General features: G+C 55.9%; 14 protein-coding genes and 1 pseudogene. 12 read left to right on the top strand and 3 right to left on the bottom strand.

The window, feature by feature from the left end; all coding sequences use genetic code 11:
• Nucleotides 1-13 precede the first annotated feature (13 nt).
• The 4 genes and pseudogenes from H290_RS0120250 to H290_RS0120230 all read left to right on the top strand — a co-directional run bounded on the left by H290_RS0120250 (nucleotide 14) and on the right by H290_RS0120230 (nucleotide 4,560).
• Nucleotides 14-1,072: a hypothetical protein gene (locus H290_RS0120250; protein WP_020108661.1), complete on the top strand. Its 1,059-nt coding sequence runs from the start codon at nucleotides 14-16 to the stop codon at nucleotides 1,070-1,072.
• Between the two features lie 19 nt (nucleotides 1,073-1,091).
• Nucleotides 1,092-1,516, top strand: a pseudogene (locus H290_RS29330) (guanosine-3',5'-bis(diphosphate) 3'-pyrophosphohydrolase); the annotation flags it as partial.
• A 550-nt stretch (nucleotides 1,517-2,066) separates the two neighbouring features.
• Nucleotides 2,067-3,650 (top strand): hypothetical protein, encoded by a 1,584-nt coding sequence (locus H290_RS31285; protein ID WP_155976955.1) that lies wholly within the window; start codon nucleotides 2,067-2,069, stop codon nucleotides 3,648-3,650.
• Nucleotide 3,651: 1 nt separating this feature from the next.
• Complete coding sequence (locus H290_RS0120230; RefSeq protein WP_028463442.1) at nucleotides 3,652-4,560, top strand: HNH endonuclease signature motif containing protein; 909 nt, start codon at nucleotides 3,652-3,654, stop codon at nucleotides 4,558-4,560.
• A gap of 56 nt (nucleotides 4,561-4,616) precedes the next feature.
• Here H290_RS0120230 and queD read toward each other — a convergent pair whose 3' ends face one another.
• The 3 genes from queD to queC are packed head-to-tail and all read right to left on the bottom strand — an operon-like array spanning nucleotide 4,617 to nucleotide 6,312.
• Nucleotides 4,617-4,973: a 6-carboxytetrahydropterin synthase QueD gene (gene queD, locus H290_RS0120225; RefSeq protein WP_020108656.1), complete on the bottom strand. Its 357-nt coding sequence runs from the start codon at nucleotides 4,971-4,973 to the stop codon at nucleotides 4,617-4,619.
• Nucleotides 4,974-4,981: 8 nt separating this feature from the next.
• The gene (gene queE / locus H290_RS0120220; RefSeq protein ID WP_020108655.1) at nucleotides 4,982-5,617 is read right to left on the bottom strand and encodes a 7-carboxy-7-deazaguanine synthase; all 636 of its coding nucleotides are present in this window, start codon (nucleotides 5,615-5,617) and stop codon (nucleotides 4,982-4,984) included.
• Nucleotides 5,614-6,312 (bottom strand): 7-cyano-7-deazaguanine synthase QueC, encoded by a 699-nt coding sequence (gene queC, locus H290_RS0120215; RefSeq protein ID WP_028463441.1) that lies wholly within the window; start codon nucleotides 6,310-6,312, stop codon nucleotides 5,614-5,616. The genes queE and queC overlap by 4 nt, the downstream gene beginning before the upstream one ends.
• 985 nt (nucleotides 6,313-7,297) lie before the next feature.
• On the opposite strand from queC, the gene dbpB (H290_RS0120205) reads away from it, so the two are divergent.
• The 8 genes from dbpB (H290_RS0120205) to H290_RS0120180 all read left to right on the top strand — a co-directional run bounded on the left by dbpB (H290_RS0120205) (nucleotide 7,298) and on the right by H290_RS0120180 (nucleotide 21,636).
• Nucleotides 7,298-8,440: a DGQHR domain-containing protein DpdB gene (gene dbpB / locus H290_RS0120205; protein WP_020108652.1), complete on the top strand. Its 1,143-nt coding sequence runs from the start codon at nucleotides 7,298-7,300 to the stop codon at nucleotides 8,438-8,440.
• Nucleotides 8,437-9,690: a tRNA-guanine transglycosylase DpdA gene (gene dpdA, locus H290_RS0120200; RefSeq protein ID WP_020108651.1), complete on the top strand. Its 1,254-nt coding sequence runs from the start codon at nucleotides 8,437-8,439 to the stop codon at nucleotides 9,688-9,690. Before dbpB (H290_RS0120205) ends, dpdA begins: the two co-directional genes overlap by 4 nt.
• Nucleotides 9,674-10,789 carry a DGQHR domain-containing protein DpdB gene (gene dbpB / locus H290_RS0120195; RefSeq protein ID WP_028463439.1) on the top strand — a complete coding sequence of 372 codons (1,116 nt, stop codon included), beginning with the start codon at nucleotides 9,674-9,676 and terminating at the stop codon, nucleotides 10,787-10,789. The genes dpdA and dbpB (H290_RS0120195) overlap by 17 nt, the downstream gene beginning before the upstream one ends.
• A 495-nt stretch (nucleotides 10,790-11,284) precedes the next feature.
• A complete protein-coding gene (gene dpdE, locus H290_RS0120190; RefSeq protein WP_081631654.1) occupies nucleotides 11,285-14,404 on the top strand; it encodes a protein DpdE in 3,120 nt (1,039 codons plus the stop codon).
• On the top strand, nucleotides 14,401-16,953 hold the full coding sequence (gene dpdF / locus H290_RS32080; protein WP_081631653.1) for a protein DpdF: 2,553 nt from the start codon (nucleotides 14,401-14,403) through the stop codon (nucleotides 16,951-16,953). Before dpdE ends, dpdF begins: the two co-directional genes overlap by 4 nt.
• A gap of 11 nt (nucleotides 16,954-16,964) precedes the next feature.
• Nucleotides 16,965-17,855 carry a protein DpdG gene (gene dpdG / locus H290_RS31280; RefSeq protein WP_155976953.1) on the top strand — a complete coding sequence of 297 codons (891 nt, stop codon included), beginning with the start codon at nucleotides 16,965-16,967 and terminating at the stop codon, nucleotides 17,853-17,855.
• Nucleotides 17,852-20,899: a protein DpdH gene (gene dpdH, locus H290_RS0120185; protein WP_155976952.1), complete on the top strand. Its 3,048-nt coding sequence runs from the start codon at nucleotides 17,852-17,854 to the stop codon at nucleotides 20,897-20,899. Before dpdG ends, dpdH begins: the two co-directional genes overlap by 4 nt.
• Entirely contained in the window at nucleotides 20,896-21,636 is a 741-nt protein-coding gene (locus H290_RS0120180) for a hypothetical protein (RefSeq protein ID WP_020108647.1), read from the top strand. The genes dpdH and H290_RS0120180 overlap by 4 nt, the downstream gene beginning before the upstream one ends.
• The last annotated feature ends 4 nt before the right edge of the window (nucleotides 21,637-21,640 follow it).

Raw genomic sequence — 21,640 nt, 5'->3', positions numbered from 1 at the left:
GTGAGGAGCGCATATGGAATCAGTGATGCACGCAATGTGCAGAGCCACAATCACATTGCCGCGACAGGTGATCGCATGGATGGTCGAAACCGCCGGTCCGAAGCGTCAGCCATGGCGCGACCTCGTTCAGCGCGACGACCTCACCGACCAGCAAGCCTGGGAGTGTCTGTGGCGCGACGATGCCTTGATCAAGTCGGCGATGAAGATTCCGGGGAAGTGGACGGCCAATGCCGCGTCGGATGAACTTGCAGACGTTGTGGCGCTGTACCTCGCGCGCTCAGACGTGCCGGCCGGTCGCATCGCGTTGCTACGTACACGCCTCGATTCGGATCAGTTGCGTCGAATTGATCTGTTGCGGTGCGTGACTCGTCTCGGAGGCAGTGATCTTGTCTGCCAGGAGATTGTCGCCGAACCACCGCCGGGGTCGTCTCGAGAAGAACACCTGGGGCCGCGGGAACTGGCGCTGATCGAACGGTATCGTCAGGCGGCGCGCGATGAGGCTGCGGATCGCAACAGCACGGCCAACTGGGTTGTTGACCAGATCCTTCAAAAAGAAGGTGTTATCGCGCGGGCTGCGACGGCACGGCAGTCAGATCCGGTCGATCCACTGAAGACTCTCAAGGCGTGCCTGTTCGGTCGCGGGTCGGTCGCCGCGCGTCCTGAAGATGCCGATTTTGCCACGGCACAATACCTTTTGACGCTCGGACGTCATGCGTCGACCTACTATTACGCCGATGAGGGCCTGGGTGAGGTGCTGTCAGCGTTGCGACCCATCCTGCGCGCCTACATCAACCCGGGATACACGCCGCCGAGAAGCTGGGTATCTGAACGGCTGCTGACCTTCGGAGAAGCAGGCGTTGTGCCACTTAATCATTCGATCTATGCCGAGGAGGGTGACTACCTTGTTCGCCGATTTGGTTCGAACGTGAGCAAGTATGAGTCGCTCGGGAAGCTGGTCGGGGAGAACCAAGATGTGCCGCTGCGTGTGCTGTGCGATCGGGTGGAGGCGGAGCAGTTGGCGCGTCATAGATGGATTGTCGAACAACAAGAAAGAGGAGATCACCGTGAGTGAACCTAGTAAGCAGATTGACCTGGACATTGTCGCGATTGCCGATGCTATTGCAGTTGAAGGGCACGAGGTCAGACGGACAAGCTCGGTAACGACTACATCGAACACCCGCGGTCGGTATCACGCCGGGTCGACCCCACGAACGTGGAAGCGGTCACCGCGGCATTGCTCCACGACGTCATCGAAGACTCGGAGTTCACGGCTTCGGACCTTGTCGATCGCGGAATTCCCGCGACAGTGGTGGCTGCCGTCGAGTTGCTGACCCGTCACAAGGACGTTCCGGACACCGACTACTACGCGGCGATCGTCAATGATCCCGTGGCACTGGCTGTGAAGCTCGCAGATCTGGCCGACAATACCGACCCTGCCCGCTTGGGGTTGTTGGACGAGGCTATGCAGGTGAAGCTGATCACCAAGTACACCAAAGCTTTTCGGGCACTGGGTCGGGTAGATCTTGCTGCCGAGTTGGCGTCGCGGCGTAGACAAGCGTTCAGACGCCTGGTCACCCTGCGATCGGAATGGACCAGGTGTCGGCGATCAGGTCACTGGTTGCCGGTCGACGATGGTGCGGTAGTTCGCGTTCCGTGCCGATTAGGGTGAATCATTGCACGAGTGTTTGCACGAATGGGTGGAAGATCTTCCGCCGTCGGTCGCATTCGGCTTTTGCTACTTCCGTGCTGTGGCACGGTTGCCGGTCGGCTTGCGAGGGCGACTGGTGGCGGATAACGCTGGCAGGATCTCGTATCCGGCGAACGTGTGGACTGGCAATACCGGATCAGCGTGTCGGTGGGGGAGACTCGTGCGTGAGGTGGGTGGGAGTGCAGATTGTTGGGGCATCTTGATGTTGCGATCGTGATGGCATTTGCAGCGGCGTGGGAGCACAGTCATCGAAATCGCGTCGCTAGTCGTGCCATGTACCTATCGCAGAACGTTTACGACTCGCTATCGCTGACTTGTTTCACACTTCAGAATGCCCGCCAGACCGTATGGTGGGGCCATGACAAACCGCTACAAAGTCCTGCGATTTAACCAGTATGGCAGCGACACGGACGCAGACGAACTGTACATGTTCGCTGCCCCGGCGACTGAACTAGCTCGCTGGGCAGGGATACCCCGCAAGGGGTGGAGGGTTCGACTGCTGTATCAGCGCTGGGTCACCCCAGGCAGATCGCGAGAGGTAACGGAGTTTTGGGACCGAGCAGGCGAGATACGAGGCCCACACGGAAAATATCTACTAGGACCAACTGCATTGACGTTGGCCTCGGCAAGCGAACTCGATATTACCGATGAAGGTATAATGTTGTCGTATTCCCCTCCGTTCTCGACCGCGGATTCAGAATACGAGCAATTGGCGAAAGTCGCTAATATCGCGCTTATCTCGATAGTGCCACGTCTGACGGAAGTAGAAGTTCAAAAGTTGCAGGATGTTCGCGAAAATCTCGCATTTGTGCCGGATGAATACGAACCCAATCATGTTTTGCAATCCGCAATTCAGATTTCTCAGATCGCCTATGATCCAGAGGCTTTCTGCACGCGCAACGAAGTCTCGATAAGCGAGCGCGGTGAATTGATCGAAGCACTCGAGGCGTTGTGTCGTCCCGCCTTGGTCGTTGACGGGCAGCATCGACTCCTCGGGGCTGCCCAATCGAAACACGCCGTCTCTTTGCCTGTTGTCTTGATTCCAAAAGCGGGTTGGATAGATCAAATCTACCAGTTTGTTGTCGTCAATGAGAAGGCGCAGCGTGTAAAAACGGATCTCTTGACCGATATCTTTGGAAACTCGCTGACTCCAGGTGAGCAAGGTATCGTCAGGGATTGGCTCGAACAATCAAATGTGGAGGTTGAACCGAGGATCGCTGCGGTAATCGCGGGAAAGCATCCCGAAAGTCCATTTCTAGGTATGGTGAAGTTGCAACTCGGAGGCGAGATAGGTACGCAAGGATTTGTCACTGAAATAACGATTCGCCAGCTAATTGAGGGTGGGAGGGGATCGACGCCGGGGTGGCGAACTGATCCCGACTTCTTGATGTACTATATCCGACCGACCATCCAAGATTCTGCTGCATGGGAATCGTGGAATTCTGGATATTGGCGGGAGTTCTGGTTCGCTTTTTGGGATGAAGTCGGAAAATTCTATAATCAACAGTCAGATAGTGGACTGCTTTGGGGTTCGGTTCAGACCAACCTTACAAAATCTGTGACTTTGCGTCTGATGCAGGAACTTTTTATAAACATCTCTATCGAGGGAGCTAAGGGTGCTCTTGCCGCCGCAGATTCGCTACGGGCGGCGCTGAAGGACCGCTTGAGTGAGTCTGAAATTGAGAATGTCGTCCTAGACGAAATCAAAAAAAGGTCACTGCCGTCGGACGTGGATGTATTTCGAACCAAGGTTCGCGAAGAATTCCTTGCTGATGGCGTTCCTGTTCGCGTCTTCGAGAAGCCATGGGTCACAAGCCTGGACGATCAAGCCGGAATTGATAATCTGCGTCAGGAATTGAGGAAGGCGTATGAGACATCGAAAAGACACGAACGCTATCGTGCGCAGAACAAAGAAATCTTTGCGGTCGAGGACCGCGCCTAGAATGACGGACGCAATTGATTCTTTACATTTGGAGTCGCTTCCGCATTATGGGGAGCTTGGCGAGCTTGAAAAATTGGTCGAGAATATTGCCGGACAAGAGGCTATTATTCTCGCCAGGAAAGCGCACGTTGCGACATTGGTGCGGATTTTAGAGATGGCTCTGCTCTCAAACGTCGAGATGATGTCTCTACTACGTAGTCCTGCCGTTTACGTGGGAAGAGAAGCGACAGAGGTAAGGCGAATCCTCGAAGCAGTTGGAATCGCTGACCCTTCCGATCCTCTCATGAACTTCTTTGTCGAGACGATCCGAGGCGGAGTGGTCCGAAAGGATGGCAAGGTAAAAATCCCTCTCGATATATTTGAGGATATACTGAAAAAAAATTACGATCCGAGTGATGAATTGCGTTGTGGTGACTGTGGTTACCATTTCAGGTCTGACGACATGTCCGCAGACAGGTATGCTATCGCAGTTTCGTCGAACTTCATGCTCGCACGCGATACACCGGCTGAGCGGTTCAGGGACAAATGGAAGCCATCGAAAGCAGAGTACAGACGTCTCACAGTCGACCATATTCGTCCCGAGATGGCCCTCGGCCCAACTAAAGTGTCAAATTTACGTGCTGTCTGCGGGTTCTGCAATACGCGTCGAAAAATAGCTAGAAGGCAATGGGAGATCCTCGGTTCGCGGGTTGGGTCGGCCCTTTGCGCACTGACAGGGGGCGAACGCCACCAATGGGCACGCGAAAGCGCCGTCTATTTTGCAATTTGCGATCAGGGGCGGTGTGAAGTTTGCCACAGGCAATCTGACTTGGTCGAACTTACCGCGATCCCGAAGCATGGCGACTACAAGTGGACGGGCGTGCTGCCCTGGCAGCTTTCCGCTAGGTGCTACACGCACTCGGGCCTGTAGAGTGAATGCAGTAAATAAATGCGAATACCAGGGCAGATTTGGTGATGTGGAAGAGATTACTTCATCGAATACTTGCATCCGGACGTACAAGTCTCCCGAACCTCGATCGACAGTAGTCCCGGGAGTCCAGGAGCGATACGATCCCACAGCCACTGCGCCAAGACCTCGCTCGTGGGGTTTTCTAGCCCATCGATGTCGTTGAGGTAGTAGTGATCGAGATCGACTACGACAGGTTCGACCACTGCTTTGATGTCTCCGAAGTCCATCACCCATCCAAGTTCGGCATCAACTGGACCGCCAACGAATACGGTGAAGCGGTACGAGTGACCGTGCAGTCTGGAGCACTTGTGGCCCTGTGGAACATGCGGGAGTCGGTGTGCTGCTTCGAACTTGAACTCGCGGAACACCTGCATATGCTCGGTCACGGAATTCCTAACCACTTGTGGGTCTGCACGCTTAGTCTCCATCGGGGATGATCAAGGCAGTACTCGACCGCCGATTTGGTGTTCTGAATGACTGAGTCGCCGTCCATAGGTTGGAGGCGGAAGTTATCAAAAGATAGCCGCTCGTAGTCGGCTGGGTCGTCGCCGGTCTGCGGATAGACCAACTTGAGTTCGTCACCGCCATTCACGACAAGTCCGGCACCTAGTTTCGGGCTAACGCAGAGCCAATCGATGCCATCGGGCACCTCTTGAGTCCCATTCGTCTCGACGGCGATGTAAAAGCCGCGCGCATGTAAGGCTGTCGTGGCAGCGGCGTCTAACTGTAGGAGCGGTTCACCCCCGGTGCAGACGACCATTTTTTCGCCTTGATCCGGGTGCGGCCACTTTTCGTCGACCGCTGCGGCCAACTCCTCGGCGCTTGCGAACTTACCGCCGCCAGGTCCGTCCGTGCCAACGAAGTCGGTGTCGCAGAACTGGCAGATAGCGCGATGGCGATCCTTCTCGTGCCCGGTCCAGAGGTTGCATGAAGCGAACCTGCAAAAGACTGCAGGTCTTCCGGCGTGGGTTCCCTCGCCTTGCAGGGTGTAGAAGATCTCTTTGACCTTGTAGGTCACGCTAGAGCGCCCTGGTACAACAGAGGGTCAGCCAGGCCTGCTTCTGCGAAACCGCGAAGACGGAGGAGGCATGAATCGCAATGTCCGCAGGGACGTCCGTCATGGTCAGGGTCGTAGCATGAGGACGTGATCGAGTAGTCGACGCCGAGCGTCAGACCTTTCTCGACAATCTGAGCCTTCGTCATGGAGATCAGCGGGGTGTGGATCTTCAAGAGTGCGCCTTCTACGCCGACTCTGGTGGCGAGGTTGGCCATCTTCTCGAAGGCCTCGATGTACTCAGGTCTGCAGTCCGGGTAGCCGGAGTAATCGAGGGCATTGACACCGAGGAAGATGTCCTTCGCGCCGACAGTTTCGGCGTAAGCCAGCGCGAACGACAAGAAGATCGTGTTCCGGGCGGGGACGTACGTTGAAGGAATGTCTGCGCTGACCTCGGCCACATCGTCGTGCTTGGGCACATCTATGTCGGCCGTAAGCGCGGAACCCCCGAAGGTCCTCAAGTCGATGTCTGCGATCACATGCCGTTCGACGCCCAGTGACTCTGCAACACGTTTCGCTGCGTCTAGTTCGACGCTATGGCGCTGCCCGTAGCTAAATGACAGCGCGTAAGAGATGTAGCCCAGGTCGTTTGCCATAGCAAGTGTCGTCGTGCTATCCAAACCGCCGCTCAGCAGCACCACCGCTGATGGTTTGACCATGACATCCTCCTGTAAGTTGCAACTTTGTGGTTGGAAACTACGTCTAACTGTAGAACTCACACTAGTGTAGTTTCAATCCCCGACAAGGAGGCGTGCCGGTGCAGAAACTCGCGATTCTCGTCAACTGCACGCAGCGTAAGTCAGTCAGCGCGACCCAGTATCTCTCTGTGCGAACGCTACCGCAGGGATCCGTGAGTGATCGAGCTCGCGAGTGGGTCGGTCGCGTTAACGCGGCACCGCCGACCTGCGACCTTATCGAACTCTACAACGGAGAAGCTTGGACGCAGGCCAAGTTGCTACTCCGAGACGCTACCGTTGCGGGGTTCTCAGCTCAGTTGTTCGTCGCTTCGGCCGGACTTGGACTGCGACCTGTAGAGGCCTCGGCTCCGGCATATGCCGCGACGTTTTCAAGTGGTCAAGACGATACTGTGGCAACATCTTTGGATGATTCGCGTGCGTGGTGGGAACTCGTGAATGAGACTCCGAATACCGTCGATCCCCTGAGCTTTCGTGACGCCTCAGTGCTCGCCGTGCTATCCGAGTCTTACGCGCGCGTCCTGCACTCTGATTTGAACCGGATGTCGGACGTTGCTGCTGAGATGTTGGTCATAGGCGGATCCGCGGGTGCGCTCGGCTGTCCGCGACTTCCTGCAGACCGTGCGCTCCGTGAAGTTCTGGGAGGGACGGTGTCAAGCTTGAACCTGAGAATGGCAAGGGCGTGGGTAGACCGACGCGGATCGAGTGCACTGTATTCCGATAAAGACCATCGGGATTGGCAGATCTGGTCTCAAGGTGCACGTAAGGTTGAACGTTACGATCGTCAACAGTTGGATGACCACGATGTGCGGTCTTTGATCCTGAAACTGTTCGTCGACGAGCCTGCCGCGTCGGCGACCCACGCGCTACGGCACCTTAGATCGTCTGGCTTTGCGTGTGAACAGAAGCGCTTTCACCGGATACACGCGCAACTCGTGAAGGAGTTGTTATGACCGCAACCATGCCCAAGTCACTCGAACGTCGGGCGCTCAAGATCCACCAAAGTGATGAGATGCCCGTCTACCTGTTCGCGCTCGCAGCCGAGGAGGTGGACATGGTGGCCGACGTCGCACGAATTTCGCGCGATGATGCCGGCAAACTGATCGGATATCAGCGCCCGGAGCGACGCAGCCACGTCAAACAAATTCTCGACTACCTAAACTCGAACGACGTCGTGTTCCCCAACGGCCTGATTCTGGCTTTGCCGGACACCGTTCGCTTCAAATCGAGTCGTGGCCCGGGCACAAGTGACGGTCTGGCGACGAGCGGAGTTCTGGAGATTCCACTGCCCGATCATCCGGACGATCCACGTCCCGCGTGGATCGTCGACGGACAACAAAGAAGCCTTGCGCTGTCGCGTTCGAAGAACCGGCGTTTTCCGGTGCCCATCGCAGGGTTCGTGGCGTCGACGTTGGCGCTGCAACGCGAACAATTCCTTCGAGTCAACACAGTCTCACCGCTACCGGCCAATCTGGTCACTGAGTTGTTGCCAGAAGTCTTCACCGCACCGTCTCCGAGGCTTTCCGCTCGTCGGTTGCCGTCTGCTCTGGTGGATATGTTGAATCAGGATCCCGCCTCACCGTTTGCTGGGTTGATCAAAAGAGCGTCAACCGATGTGGCGGCGAAGAAACAGACTGTCGTTACCGATACCAGTCTGGTGGAGGCCCTCAAAGAATCCTTGGAGTCTCCGTCGGGTGTGCTTTTCCCGTATCGAAATATTGCGACGGGCCAGACTGACACCGAGGGTATTCGTAAACTACTCGTAATCTACTGGACAGCAGTGCGTGACCTCTTTCCCGATGCGTGGGGGAAGCCGCCGTCGAAGTCGCGACTCATGGGTGGCGTCGGCATACGAGCTATGAGTCGTCTGATGGACCGAATTATGGCGCAAGTCGACGTCGATGCGGACGATGCTCGCGAAGCGGCGACGCGAGAGCTTCGACGAATCGAACACGCATGCCACTGGACCCATGGCACGTGGGACGAACTTGGATTGCCCTGGAATGAGTTGCAGAACACGCCGCGCCACATCTCGGCACTGTCAAACTTTCTCGCCCGCGCATATGTCGAGTCTCGAGCGAGTAGCCGATGAGGTTCTACTTCCCTGATAGTCAGGACCTCATCAGTCCGACGTATGACTTTGTCCACGACGAATACTCGCCGCTGCGGGTGCGGCAACGAGACGACCGCTATGCCCATGAGGTCCTATCGCTGCCAGCATACGACGGCATCCTGGTTTCCAAAGCTGTCGTGGACGGATCCGTTCGGGGTGTCGGAAAGTACTCGATGCCGCAGCGCCAAAGGTTGTACCGCATGGGAGTCCGTGACTTCTTTCGCCTGCCTGAGGATGTCGCGACGCTCGGCGACTGCGGATCCTTTTCGTATATCAATGAACCGGCGCCGCCATACTCCGCAGAAGAGGTGATCGACTTCTACGAGTCCTGCGGATTTGACGCAGGCGTGAGTCCTGACCACGTCATACTTGGCTATCAGCGACCCGGGCTGGTTGACACTGACCCGCCGGATGAGTGGCGTGAGCGCCGGCTTACTTCGCTTCGTTACGCGGAGGCCTTTTTAGAAGTTGCGCACCGTCGTGACACTGATGTCGAACCGGTCGGAGCCGCACAGGGTTGGGACCCCAAAAGTTACAGTGATAGCGTTCGCGAACTCCAAGATATGGGGTACAAGCGCATCGCACTCGGAGGAATGGTGCCGCTGAAGACCCCAGACATCCTCGACTGCCTCATAGAGATCGACTCAATCAGGGACGCTCAAACTGAATTGCATCTCCTTGGTATCACCAGAGTCGCTTCGATCGAAGATTTTTCGACCTTGGGAGTCACAAGCTTCGATAGTACGTCTGCATTCCGACAGTCATTCATGGATGATCGCGACAACTACCACACCATTACCGAGGACTTCACCGCCATCCGAATACCTCAGGTTGACGGGAACCTCACCTTAAAACGCGCGATCTTATCGGGCAGGGTCTCCCAGGGTGATGCAGTACGACTGGAACGCAAAGTACTGGAAGCATTGAGGGATTACGACGCGGATAAATGTTCCCTCGAAGAGACGCTGAGCGCGGTACTTGATTATGAAACTACTGTGGGCGTCAAGAAGAGTTACGAAAATGAGTACCGTAGGACATTGACTGCTCGTCCGTGGCGTTCTTGTCAGTGTGGATTGTGCGAAAAACACGGTATTGATATAGCAATATTTCGTGGCACCGAGCGAAACAAGCGACGCGGATTTCATAATCTTTCGATTCTGTCCAACAAGATTGCAGATCTACCATTTAAGCGATTAGCTACTGAAAGGCGCCATGAGAAAGCCCTATGAGATTCGGGTTCCTGCACTGCAGGTTAGGCAGGGTTCGCGACACATTTTCTGCTTCGCAGTAGACGGAAAGCAGTTGCTAGATTTTGCGACCGTATCTCGGGTAAACAGGAATGACGACGGCGACCTTCGCGGCTATCAGCGACCTGAGGTGCTGTCGCACATCAGAGCAATTCGACGTTATCTTGAATCTGACAATGCCATGCTTCCTAACGCAGTGGTGCTTGCATTCGATTCTCGAGTTAAATTCATCGCAGGTAGGACAAAGAAGAGCGTTGAATATTCGATTCCGGGAGAACTTGTAATTCCGGTGGACGAATCGCTCCACGATTCCGAGAAGCCTGCGCTCCTCGTCGACGGTCAGCAACGTTCAGCAGCAATCCGCGATGCTGATGTAGCGGAATTTCCGATTGCCGCCGTGGGTTTTATCGCTGATGGAGATGACGAGCAGCGTTCACAATTCATCCTTGTGAACAATACGAAGCCTCTACCCAAAGGACTTATTCATGAATTGATTCCAGATTCCTCTGGATATCTGCCACCGAAGTATGCCCGACGAAAACTTCCCGCCCAAGTTATGACGAGGCTAAACCTGGACAAAGATAGCCCATTCCGTGGAGCTATCTCGACGCCGACGTCACCAGACGGCTACATCAAAGACAATAGTGTGTTGAAAATGATTGAGAACAGTCTATACGAGGGCGCGCTCTATCAGTACAGGAATGCGGAAGACGGCACCGGCGATATCGAACAGATGGTGCTTCACCTCAAGATCTACTGGTCACTCGTTGAAAGCACATGGCCGATCGAGTGGAAGCAGATTCCACGCAAATCGCGCTTGACCCACGGGGTGGGCATCCAGTCACTGGGGTACGTAATGGATGTATTAACCGATGGAAAGCGCGCTGACGGCCTTCCCGACGCTGGCCTCGACCAGAAGCTCAGCCAGATCGCCGAAGTTGCCGCCTGGATGGATGGCTCGTGGCAGTTGGGACCGGACGATGTCCGACGGTGGAACGCCCTTCAGAATACGCCAAACGACGTTAAACTCTTGACGAATGTCCTACTTCGTGTCGTCCGTCGTCGCTCGCGGGCTAGGTAGATGTAGCCGTCGAGGAGTCCGTATCGACTCCGGCAAATCGTGATCGACTCCGGCAAATTGTGGCCTTTGCTAGGTACATACTAGGTCCACCGGTGGATGTTGCGACTGCCGCACAGTCGTAGAGTAGTCCAAATATGGGTATGACCTGCGGCGATTGCCGTGGAACGTACCAGTATCGGTGTTCCGTGGAATTGTGACCACTTCAATTAGTCAACAATGCGTGAAGTGTGCAAGCCAAGATGGGATAGTGCGCTCGGCATGTCGGTGGTCAACTGGAACAGGCGTACCTTCCCGGTTGGACTTGCGCGCGCAGTCCTAGTCAATCTACAGGCATGGAGGCGAATCTTGCGTTCGGACAGACTCGACTTTCGCGCTCGTATATGGTCCAAGAATGAAGTGGGGTAATGACTTTCAGACATGTGCTTCTGGGGCGGCCTTGAGGTTTGAGGAGCAGGCGGGTGTGTTCACTTTGATTGCAGGACCGTTAACAAGTTGATGCCGTCCACAAAATCGGGCGATCTTGTGGAGACGTCAGCTTGCGGGATTGGACGTCTGATAGGTGTTCAGGCCGGTACCGCGCGCGTGCGCTACTTCACCGGGCCCAGTAGTTCTCCGTACACCGAACGTGAACATGACGCGAAGACTGTGAACGCGGCAGTACTCCGTCCTCACACTCGGGTTTACGTGCATGACGGACACCAGTGGCGGATTGGGCGAATCGACGGATTGCCGGATGAGCGAAGCATCTATGCCGTCGCCCTCCCAAATCGTGTTGGCGCCAAACTGGGGCACGAGGCGTTCGAGGTCCGGTGGAACCAACCAGTTGATGACCCCTTTACTTTCCTTGAGACCCTTGGTGGTGAGAGTCCAATAGTGTCGGAGTCTCGCCTAGGCTTCCTGCGCAAGTGGACGCGACAACGCGCGGCAGCTGCGGGTGTCGAGGGTATCCTGCAAGCGTCGGTTGAACTTCACCGCCACCAACTGGCCGTCGTGCGCCGGGTGGCAAGTGACCCAGTAAAGAGGTACTTGCTGGCCGACGAAGTAGGCCTGGGTAAGACCATCGAGGCTGCCGCACTGATCTGGCGATTCCTCGCTCAAAATCGACACGGCAACGTGCTTGTCCTCGTACCACAACACCTGCGGCATCAATGGGCGGAAGAATTGGTGGTCCGATTCCGGACTGGTTGGTTTCAAGATGCCACGCTGAGGATTCGTTCACTCGAGGACGATTCCAATTGGCCGGCGGAGTCGATCGGCCTGGTCGTAATCGACGAAGCACATCGGGTGACGCGGAACGGTTCCTTGACTAACGAAGTACGAGGACGAATCGCGGATCTTGCCCATGGCGCGGAAGAATTGTACCTGTTGTCCGCGACGCCGGTGAGGTCGAACGAGGCGGGTTTTCTCGATCTACTGCACTTGTTGGACCCAGTACACTACCAACCCGACCAGGTAGAGGCGTTTACTCGCCGCGTTGAAGACCGTGACAGCCTCGCGTTGATCTGCCAAGGGTTGGTATCCGATATTGACGAGTTCGATCTGACCCTCTATGCGGAGCAGTTGGAGAGTGAATACCCTGAAGATCGACTACTAGGCGAACTCTTGGCCTCGGCCACCTCCGCCGACGATGATTCGAGACCAACCGCAGTTGCCCGGGTACGACAGCATCTGTCTGAAGCATATCGCCTACACAGTCGGGTCCTGCGCACGCGACGAACTCCCGAAGTGATGTCTACATTCGGTGTGAGAGGTCGAAAACGTTCGCGTTCGTTCTTTATTTCCGTCGGTAACGCCTCAGATTCGCAGCGCACCCAATTGCTTGATCGGCTACGCCTCGATCTGTTGGCAGCATCGGAGGTCGGCGAACTGACAGTAGATGAATGTGTCGACGTCTTCCGTGAAGTAGCACAGCGCACCGGTTCGCTCCCCGAGGCGTTACTACCGTTGCTGTCCTCCCAGACCGGTAATGCACCCGCGTTGGTCCTACTGTTCCGGCAACTTGTAAGTCGCGACGTGTTGTCTAATTTGGATCCGTTGCTCGACGCGATCTGCGCTGTACGGGCAGATCGGACGCTTGCAATGGTGGATGCACTCGCACCGTTCACTGGGTCGCGAACCCAATCACGAGTCGTTGTGGCGTCGTCGTTCACAGAGTCAGCGATTGCCGTGTCGGCCGAGATGAGTCGACGGTGGGGTCGAACAAGAGTCGCAACTCATCTGCAAGTTAACAGCGAAGATGACAACCACGAGGCCGTCGAGCGATGGAGGAAGGGCGGTTCCTGCTCGATATTGGTCGTGGACGCAAGCGCCGAAGAAGGTGCAAACCTTCAAATTGCCGACCTCTTGATTCATCTGGATCTGCCGTGGGAGTCATTTCGTATCGAGCAACGTATTGGGCGTTGTGACCGCCACGTTCCGACACCAATGGGCCCTATTGAGTCGAAGGTCGTCGTGTTCGGTGACGAGCCGTACTCCATGGGTTGGCTGGAGTTCGCTAGCGACGGATGCGAAGCTTTCACACGGTCGCTATCGTCGCTTCAGTACGTTTTGAATGACACTGAGCGCGAGGCCCAGGCGAAACTGCTTCGCGAAGGACCGGATGCACTTGGTGATGCGGCTTTCGTGCAGTTGGACCGACTCAAAGCTGAGCACGTCCGGATCGTCGCGCATGATGCTCTGGACGAACTCGAAGTCGATGTATTCGACTTCGAGGGTGAATCGATCGATCGGCGACTTATCAAGAGCGATCAGAACCCAGTTCTTACCAGCCGACTCATTACTTGGTTGGACGGAGTCGGGACCAGAATTAGCTGGGAAGACAAGAATATCGTCCACATCAATTCGCGCCCCCGACCTCAGGTTCCCATCGAACTGGAGTCCAAGATGGGTGCATACATGAATTCTGCTATCGCGGTCGCGAGACCAGCCAGTGTGGAGCGGCGATTGCCTATCCTGCGGGCCGGACACCCAATGCTGGACGCGATCGCTCAACATCTCTTGAGCGATGATAGGGGTGTAGCTTTCGCTATGTTCCGTCCGTGGCCAAACCTGCAGGCCACCGAAGTTGCATTCCGTTCAGACTTCTTGGTCTCGGCATCGTTCAATAGTGAGTTCGTCGACGCCGCTAGTGAATTGGGCCTCCGATCGTGGATCAATCAGTTGCTACAGGACCTTGCTCCTCCTGTTGTCGAGCGAGTGATGATGGGTCCTGCGGGGCAGGAGGTAACGGAGGGTCCGCTGCTAAGGCCGTATGATCCCAAACGCGGGGACCTGAACCTCATGTCGCGGGTAGAGCAGTTTGACAGCATGACCGCGTCGTTGGACTGGTCAGGCCTGTGCCGCAATGCTGCTCAGCAAACTCGGAACCTGCTAGAAGTGCGGCCGCCAGTGGCACACGGTCCGCGCGAGGCAGCGATTCGCGTCAAGGAGTTGATTGGACGGCGTATTGATCGCAATCGAGCACGAGGGATGGCCGGACTAGTTGACAGAGACGTTGACGGCGACGACGTTATACGCCTTGAAGCGCTCGTGCCGGAACGACTGGTCGTCGACGTGAGACCGCTTGGATGTGGTGCAATCTTGCTAGGTGATCCTGCGATTCTCGGTATGACATGATTCGACCGGACCTTGCACAGGTGACCATCGATGCGTGGTCGACAGGGGCGAGTTTCGAAGTTAAGAGCCGACTGGCATCTGCTCTCTCTGAGAACGGACCCGGTTCTACGAATGGTTACGCCGATATCGCAGTCCTAATTCGTCAGTGCTTGAGAGTAGATGACGAAACTCGGCTGCAATCGGTGACGAACCCTTCCGACTTCGTGCACGCGTGGCTCGAAGTACCTTTTTGTTCGTTGTTCCCGGAGACCTTTGACTGGTCCAGGTATGGTCTGCAATCGCAACCAAGGGGAGCGCGTCGGGTAAGAGTCGTGGCCGATCGGTGGGCACCTCCTTGGCTCGATGTTCCAACTGGCGTGGGAGTCGACGACGACCCATCCTCAGGGAGGTCGTGTCGGATCGATGAGAGCGTGCGGGGCGATCCGTTCCTGGATGTAATCGACGCGTCGTTCGCAGCGTATAAGTCGCCGGGACAGCGCGCGGCTGTACGGAGCGCGATCGTTCTACCTCCTGGTGCGACACTGGTAGTAAATCTGCCCACCGGAGCAGGTAAGACCTTGGCGATGCTTGCGGCAGTGCAAATCACTCCACCCGGAATGACATCCGTCATTGTGGTACCGACAGTTGCGCTAGCGCTCGACCAGGAGCGACGGTACAGAGCACAGAACCCTGACTCTCCTCGGACGGCATACCACGGAGGGCTAGACGAAGGAACGAAGAAAGCAATCAAAGAAGGCCTTTGGTCCGGAACTCAGACAGTGATCTTCACTAACCCGGAGGCGGTCGTTTCATCTCTTGCTCGACCGCTCGCCGAGGCCGCTCGGGGTGGTCGGTTGGCAATGCTGGGCATAGACGAAGCGCATGTCGTTGGGTCTTGGGGAGATGCCTTTAGACCACATTTTCACAGCCTGGCCGGGTTAAGAAGCTACCTGATTCGAGAATCTCAAGTTGCGGGGCAGGAGCCTTTCAAGACCATTCTTGCTAGTGCGACATTGAACGAAGATGTATTGCTTCTTCTACGGGCGCTCTTCGGTGAACCTGGCCCCTTCTATCAAGTGGCAGCTCCCGTGCTGAGACCAGAGCCAAGTTTTTGGCAAAGTACAGGTCTGAGCATCGACGAGCGCGAAGATCAACTAATCGAGACCCTGCGAAACGTTCCGCGGCCCGCAATCGTATACACGACCCTTCGCCAGGAACAGCGGCCGGGAACATTGACACCTAGGCGAGCCGAGCGCATTCTTCGAGATGCGGGTTTCCGGCGAATGGAGATTGTGGATGGAGGATCGTCGACCGCACATCGCGAGAGAGTTCTCCACGGACTACGGGCCGATGGCGATGTGCAATCGACGATCGATTTGGTGGTGGCGACATCTGCCTTTGGACTTGGCATCGACGTGCCTGACATTCGTTCCGTGATCCACATCTGTCTGCCGGAAAGTATCGATCGCTTCTACCAGGAAGTCGGACGAGGCGGTCGAGACGGGAGTGCTTCGGTTTCAGTGCTCTTAGCAACGGTGGAGGACGTCGCAGTCGCTGACAGTCTATCGTCGCCCCGGTACCTTACTTCGGAACGAGCACGTCAACGCTGGACGTCGATGCTAAATGCCTCGAGCAACTTGGGGGATGGCCTTCTGCGACTTCCCCTCACAGCAACTCCAGAGGACGTCGCGGTCAACAGCGAGTACAACGAGCGTTGGAACTTGTTTACGCTGATTCTGCTGGCGAGGACTGGCGCGGTTGAGTGGGACTTTTCGTTCTCCGGACGCGACGACAACGGGGACCTCGAATCGGATAGCGGATGGATAACTGTGCGATTGGTGAGGGGTGACCATCAGACCGTCGAATTCTGGCGGGACGTTGTTGAACCGACTCGACGTGCTATGGGAGAGAGGTCTCGTTTGGGACTTGCCCGGCTGCGCAAGGCGATCAACGGTACGGTTTGCGCAGGTGTTCTGATAGCCGAAAGTTTCACAATCGAGGATCCCCCCGAGTACAGGGCCGGCTGTCTTGCTTCGTGCGGAGGATGTCGATGGTGCCGCGCGCATGGGAAACTACGTTGGACCTCACCATCCCCGATACCGGCGGCAATCGCTGTTGACCTCCCTCGACGGGCGCCGTTAGATCGGTTGGCAACCAATGGAATATATGGTCGGCGACTGGCTATTCACCTGGATACGACGGCATACGACAGCCCACGCAAGATGCGTAACCTCTTGAACGGTTTGGTCGCTGCTTCGGGGGCTAGGCTGATTGTCGCAGCAGACCACCTTGCCGACATAACGCGAGCCACCGTCGCGAAATCACCAGCGCTTGTGAACTCAGTGATGGTTGATTCAATGCGCGACTTCGATCCAATTGCTACCACCGGTGTATCAACGTTGGTGATTTTGGCAGCGAGCGATGATGCGGAGAATTGGCTTGACGGACTTAGCAGGTCACCACTAACCGTTGTTTTAGGTGCCTCCACGTCTCCTGTCGGACGAAGTGGACTAACGCTGAGCGCACAAGACGGTTGCTATTCACTTGCCGATATAGATGAACTTCAATAGGAGAGTGTGAATTGGCACTGCTGAACCCACCTGAACTGCGTCCCAGCGTGATCCTGGCGATTACTCGATACCTTTGCACTCAACGTGCTCAACAGGATACCCGAGAACGCCTACTTGCCACTATGGCGCCCGAAACGCTCGGTGGGACCGACCCGCAGCGCGACGTTAGCTCAAATCTAACAGCCGCAATTGAGCTAGGTATGGTCGTGGAATTAGACGGTACGGTACGCCTCGCCGACGGTTTGCAGTCTGCAATGAAAGCAGGTCCGGTTGCGGCGACGAAAGTGTTGCGCGAATGTGTCCTCGTCGATCATCTCAATTCATCTGTATGGCCCAGCCAGGTTGGCGCGCGGGACTTGACTAATGCCCTCAGTTGGTTTCTTACCTTTTCGCCATCGGAGTCACCCACTCAGATGGAGAATGCACCTCGCTCGGCCCAGGTCCTGCAATCGCGTGACTTCGGGCCCCGGCAGGCGGATGAGTCCTCGAATTGGCCGATTGGCAACGCCACGAGATGGAATGCATTTCGCCGGTGGGCCTGCTCACTCGGGTTCGCATGGGTGAGTCCGAACGGAAATCTTGTCCCAGATCCGACGCCAGCTGTGCGCGACGCGCTTTCGGAGATCTTTACAAGTGCCGTCGAACTGACGGCAAGCGATTTTGTAGACAGGGTCGGAGCGTGCTTGCCGATAATGGATCGGGGACGATATCAACAGTTTGTCATTCAGAACTGGGAACGCCCTCCATCGGAGTCACGGGGAATTTCCGCGTCACTTACTGAGGCGCTTGACAGATTGACAATCGAAGGCGCAATTTTAGTCGACGACCGCGCCGACGCGGCGCGCCTTGCAAAATCAGACGGTTTGACTTTTTCCCATGTTCGGATCGGTCGTCAGTCGTGACCAGAACATTTCAGGAATACGTATGCTGGAGCGACGATGCTGTGTTGGCTGTCAGCCCGCGGGACGCCGCGAGTCTGACCGACGCGCATTTTCAGGCTATTCATCATCCATTGCGACTTCGTCGACGCCGACTGGATCAACGTGAGGGCGGAGAGTGGTCGAAGGAAGAGGATGTGCTGGATGCATTGAAAGGGCCTTTACGTCCCGACGGATACCTCTTTATCCCAATCGTCGGTGGGTCCGGTACAGGTAAATCTCATCTAGTTCGCTGGGTGAAAGATCAAGTTGAAGGTGAACCAAATTGGGAAGTCAGGTATCTTCCAAAGAACCGCACCGGCCTTCGGCGTGCAATTGAGATTGTGATTCGCGGTCTAAATGGACCGAAGATAGACGAAGCGCGCTCGGCGTTGTTAGAGGCGCCATCGTACTCAGAGTCCGACGAGGTGTTGGCTGAGCGACTGATCGATGAATTGGCCCTTTTGGTGAGTCAGATGGATGTGGGCGTGCACGCCGGGGCAGAAGACCGGCGCGCCGCGCAGATAAGAAAGAAACTATCCCAAGATTTGCCGGATTTGCTGCGCGACCCTGTCGTGCGCCGGAAACTCGTAGCTGATGGCGCTGTTGTCCAGCGCCTAGTTGGACTCGCACTTCGCGGACGTGAAGAGGGTGATGGTCTCGATGACGACGCCACGCACTTCTTAGAATCGGATTTTCCGCTCACATTTGAGGAAATCGGTGATGCGACCAAAGTCGCCCGAGAGTTACTGGGAAAGCTCGCAACAATCCCGCCGCTCAAAGCCGCGGCAGTGGCCATGATTAACGAGGCTTTGCCGGCAGCAGAGAAGCGCGTTGCGGTCTCGAACAAAGTCGATCTAGTCGAAGTGTTTAGGGAAGTTCGAAGAGCTTTGCACGGCGAGGGTAAGCAACTCGCGTTCTTCGTCGAAGACCTTACTGTCCTACATGGGGTGGAGCGAGAATTTCTCGATGCAATTGTCGAACCGACGCATTCTGCTGAAGGTGAGATGTGCAATCTTCGGATGATTTTTGCGGTAACAGAAGGTCATTTCGACGGTCTCGACACGGTACGGACGCGTTGCGAGGATGCGTACTGGCTTGATGCCGCTTACGGTGACAACGGCGTGGACCAAGAGGAGGCATTGTCTTTCGTCGCGCGCTACCTCAATGCGACTCGACTAGACCCGCGGAGACTCGCTACAGATTGGACGGATCGGCGGGCCGATGATAGTACCTGGCTCGCGAACGCATGTACCGCATGTATCCACCAAGAAGTATGCCACGAAACCTTCGGAAAAAGTCGTGAAGGCTATGGCCTTTATCCATTGAATAGGGACGCCGCAAGTCGGTTCGTCGGTGCGTTGTCTGTGGATCGTTTCGATCCGCGTGATGTTGTTCGAGAAGTAATAAATAGATTCCTTCTCCGAGGATCGAGCGACTTGAGTCGAAAAAGTTTTCCATCGGCATCGGTTGTCGCCGCTTTTGACCAGAACACTGAACCAATTTCGCCCCTAATTGCCACCAGAGTGAAGAGCCTTCGCCCGGCCGACTTCGATCGAATCGGTAACGTGCTGCGTTTCTGGTCGAACGCAGATTCTTCTGTCGCTGTGAGTGAGTCGGTCTTGCAAGCTTTTGGAATCTCAGACTTTGCTACGGGATTGCACTCGTTACAGAATCTGCAAGAGCAGTTAGGTCGGAACGATTCATCTGGAATGGATCCTGAGGACGAAGACGCATCGACTACCGGGCGGAGTCATGGGTCGACGGGGAGTCGCAGTCGGATTGAGGCGCGACTGAGGCCGGGGCCACAGAGGCACTTTGCCGAGCTTACTGCTTGGTCGAAGAACCAAACCGAATTGTCGGCAACAGCAACAAACTACCTCCGCAAGGCCATTCACGCTACCATTCAACTGAATCTGGAGTACGGAATCCTGCCGGTTAATTTGGGCGAGGGCTTCGACCAGTACCGTTTTGGAGAAACGGATATCGCTATAGAGGGATCAGTGAGTCAATCGCGAGATAACGTCGTACTCGTTATTGATCGGAATGAGGTTAACGCAGCGGTCCTTCAGGCGCTGATCCTGTTCAAAGAAGTCGATTCGGACAGTTGGCCACAAAGTGCAGACTATCGCCGGGTACTTGCGACGGCGGTCGAGGGTTGGACAGCGACAATCGGTGCCAGGTTGACTCGAGTTCCCGTTGAGGCGTCAACGGTGGCGGCCGTTCGGGCAGCAATCGTTGCCTCCGCGGTACTGGGTGGACTGAGTCGCTCGCCCACGGATGTCGAGTACATTTCGTCGTTATTCGCGTCAGAAGTAGTTGACGCAGACTTGAGCAAAAGATCTGCAAAGTGGAATGTACTGGTCGATAGGGCAACGAAGCGAAAACGTCAATTGCAATCACAAATCGAAGCGCAATTTGGCGAATCGCGCGGAAGGGTCGGTGGAGTTCGTCTGGTGCAGGCGGATATTCTGCTGCCAATTATTAAGGACTTCGTATCAACCTGGGATCTTGACACGAGCGATGCGGCCGACGGTACGTTCCTGCGGGCGGTTGTACCCGCGGTGGACGACGAGTGGGCAGCATTGCAGGCGATGGTGTCTGAGATCGAGGGGTTGATCGACTTCAAACGGTCGTGGGAGGAGCAAGCGGCAAGAGTACTAGCGACTTTGCGGACGGCGCACCATCTTGGGCGAGTATCGGACCCAACAGCGTTGCAAGAACTTTCCGCGCTCGCAGAGCGAGATCCGACACGTGTGGTGCGCTCGTTGGCGAATGCCGTTGACGCAGTGGAAAGTACTGTCACGTTACACGAGAAGCTTGCGATTCTAGCGAGTGAGATTCCCGGTGACGTTGCAACAGTGCGCCACTTTGCTGTCCGGGCGTCTACTGCATTGGAAAGTGTGGAGCGAAGCCTCACATCGAGACATACCGAGGGAGGGGATTTGTCCGCCCTAGAGAAGGCGTCAACGCGCGTTCTGGAGTCCACGAAACGGTTTGATGAAGCGGTAAGGAAGTTCGCGCCTTGAATCTCTACGATTATTCCGTTGAGTTGGATTTGCGACTGAAGTCGATGCAAGTAGAGGACTCAAATATCGACTTGGTCGCTAAGGCCGACAATTTGGTGGATGCAGTCGACGCAGCGTCTTCTTGTTTTGCCAGCATTGAACTCTTCATGTCGCGTATGTCTAGTACTAGTTCGCCGTCAGTCGACGTCAAGTCAGCGACCGCGGCCGTGAGAGCCTTCCGTGCAGGTGTCTCGAGGCACGGCCCCAAGGCTTTTCAACAGCAACCCGCAGCAAAGTTGGTCGATGCCGCCAAAGACCAACGTAAGCGGTCCATGGGGTGGGCGGCTGCGGTGTGGACGTCGCTGATTGATGAGTATCAACCACTGTTGGACAGCGCCCAACCTGGCCGTCTAATAGGCGACTCAGTGAACCGTCGAACGGCAGAACGAGTCGCTACCAAAATCGGGATGCTTAGACGCCAGAATCCTGTTACGGATGAGGCGAAGATTGTGAAGGACCTGTGCGGTGGGGACGTGCAAGCGTCGTGGCGTGGTCATCTAAGCGTACTCGCCGACGAACTCGGGCGTGCGCTGGATTTGTTGAAAGAAGAACGTGACGCCCTAACGCCCGAAGTTCAGAGCGTTTTGAGGATTGCGTCGTCGGCAGATGGATTTTCGCTGGAACTCCTCACTGCTGACGTACTTGAAAAGTTGCTTGTTTCCGGCGTGGCCGGTGACCTCGTGGTGCGGCGGCGGTGAAGGA

The organism is Nocardia sp. 348MFTsu5.1, assembly GCF_000383535.1.
In the GTDB taxonomy this organism is placed as follows: Bacteria; Actinomycetota; Actinomycetes; order Mycobacteriales; family Mycobacteriaceae; genus Williamsia; species Williamsia faeni.
The sequence above is the reverse complement of the archived record's forward strand: the minus strand, read 5'-3'. Positions and strand labels throughout refer to the sequence as shown.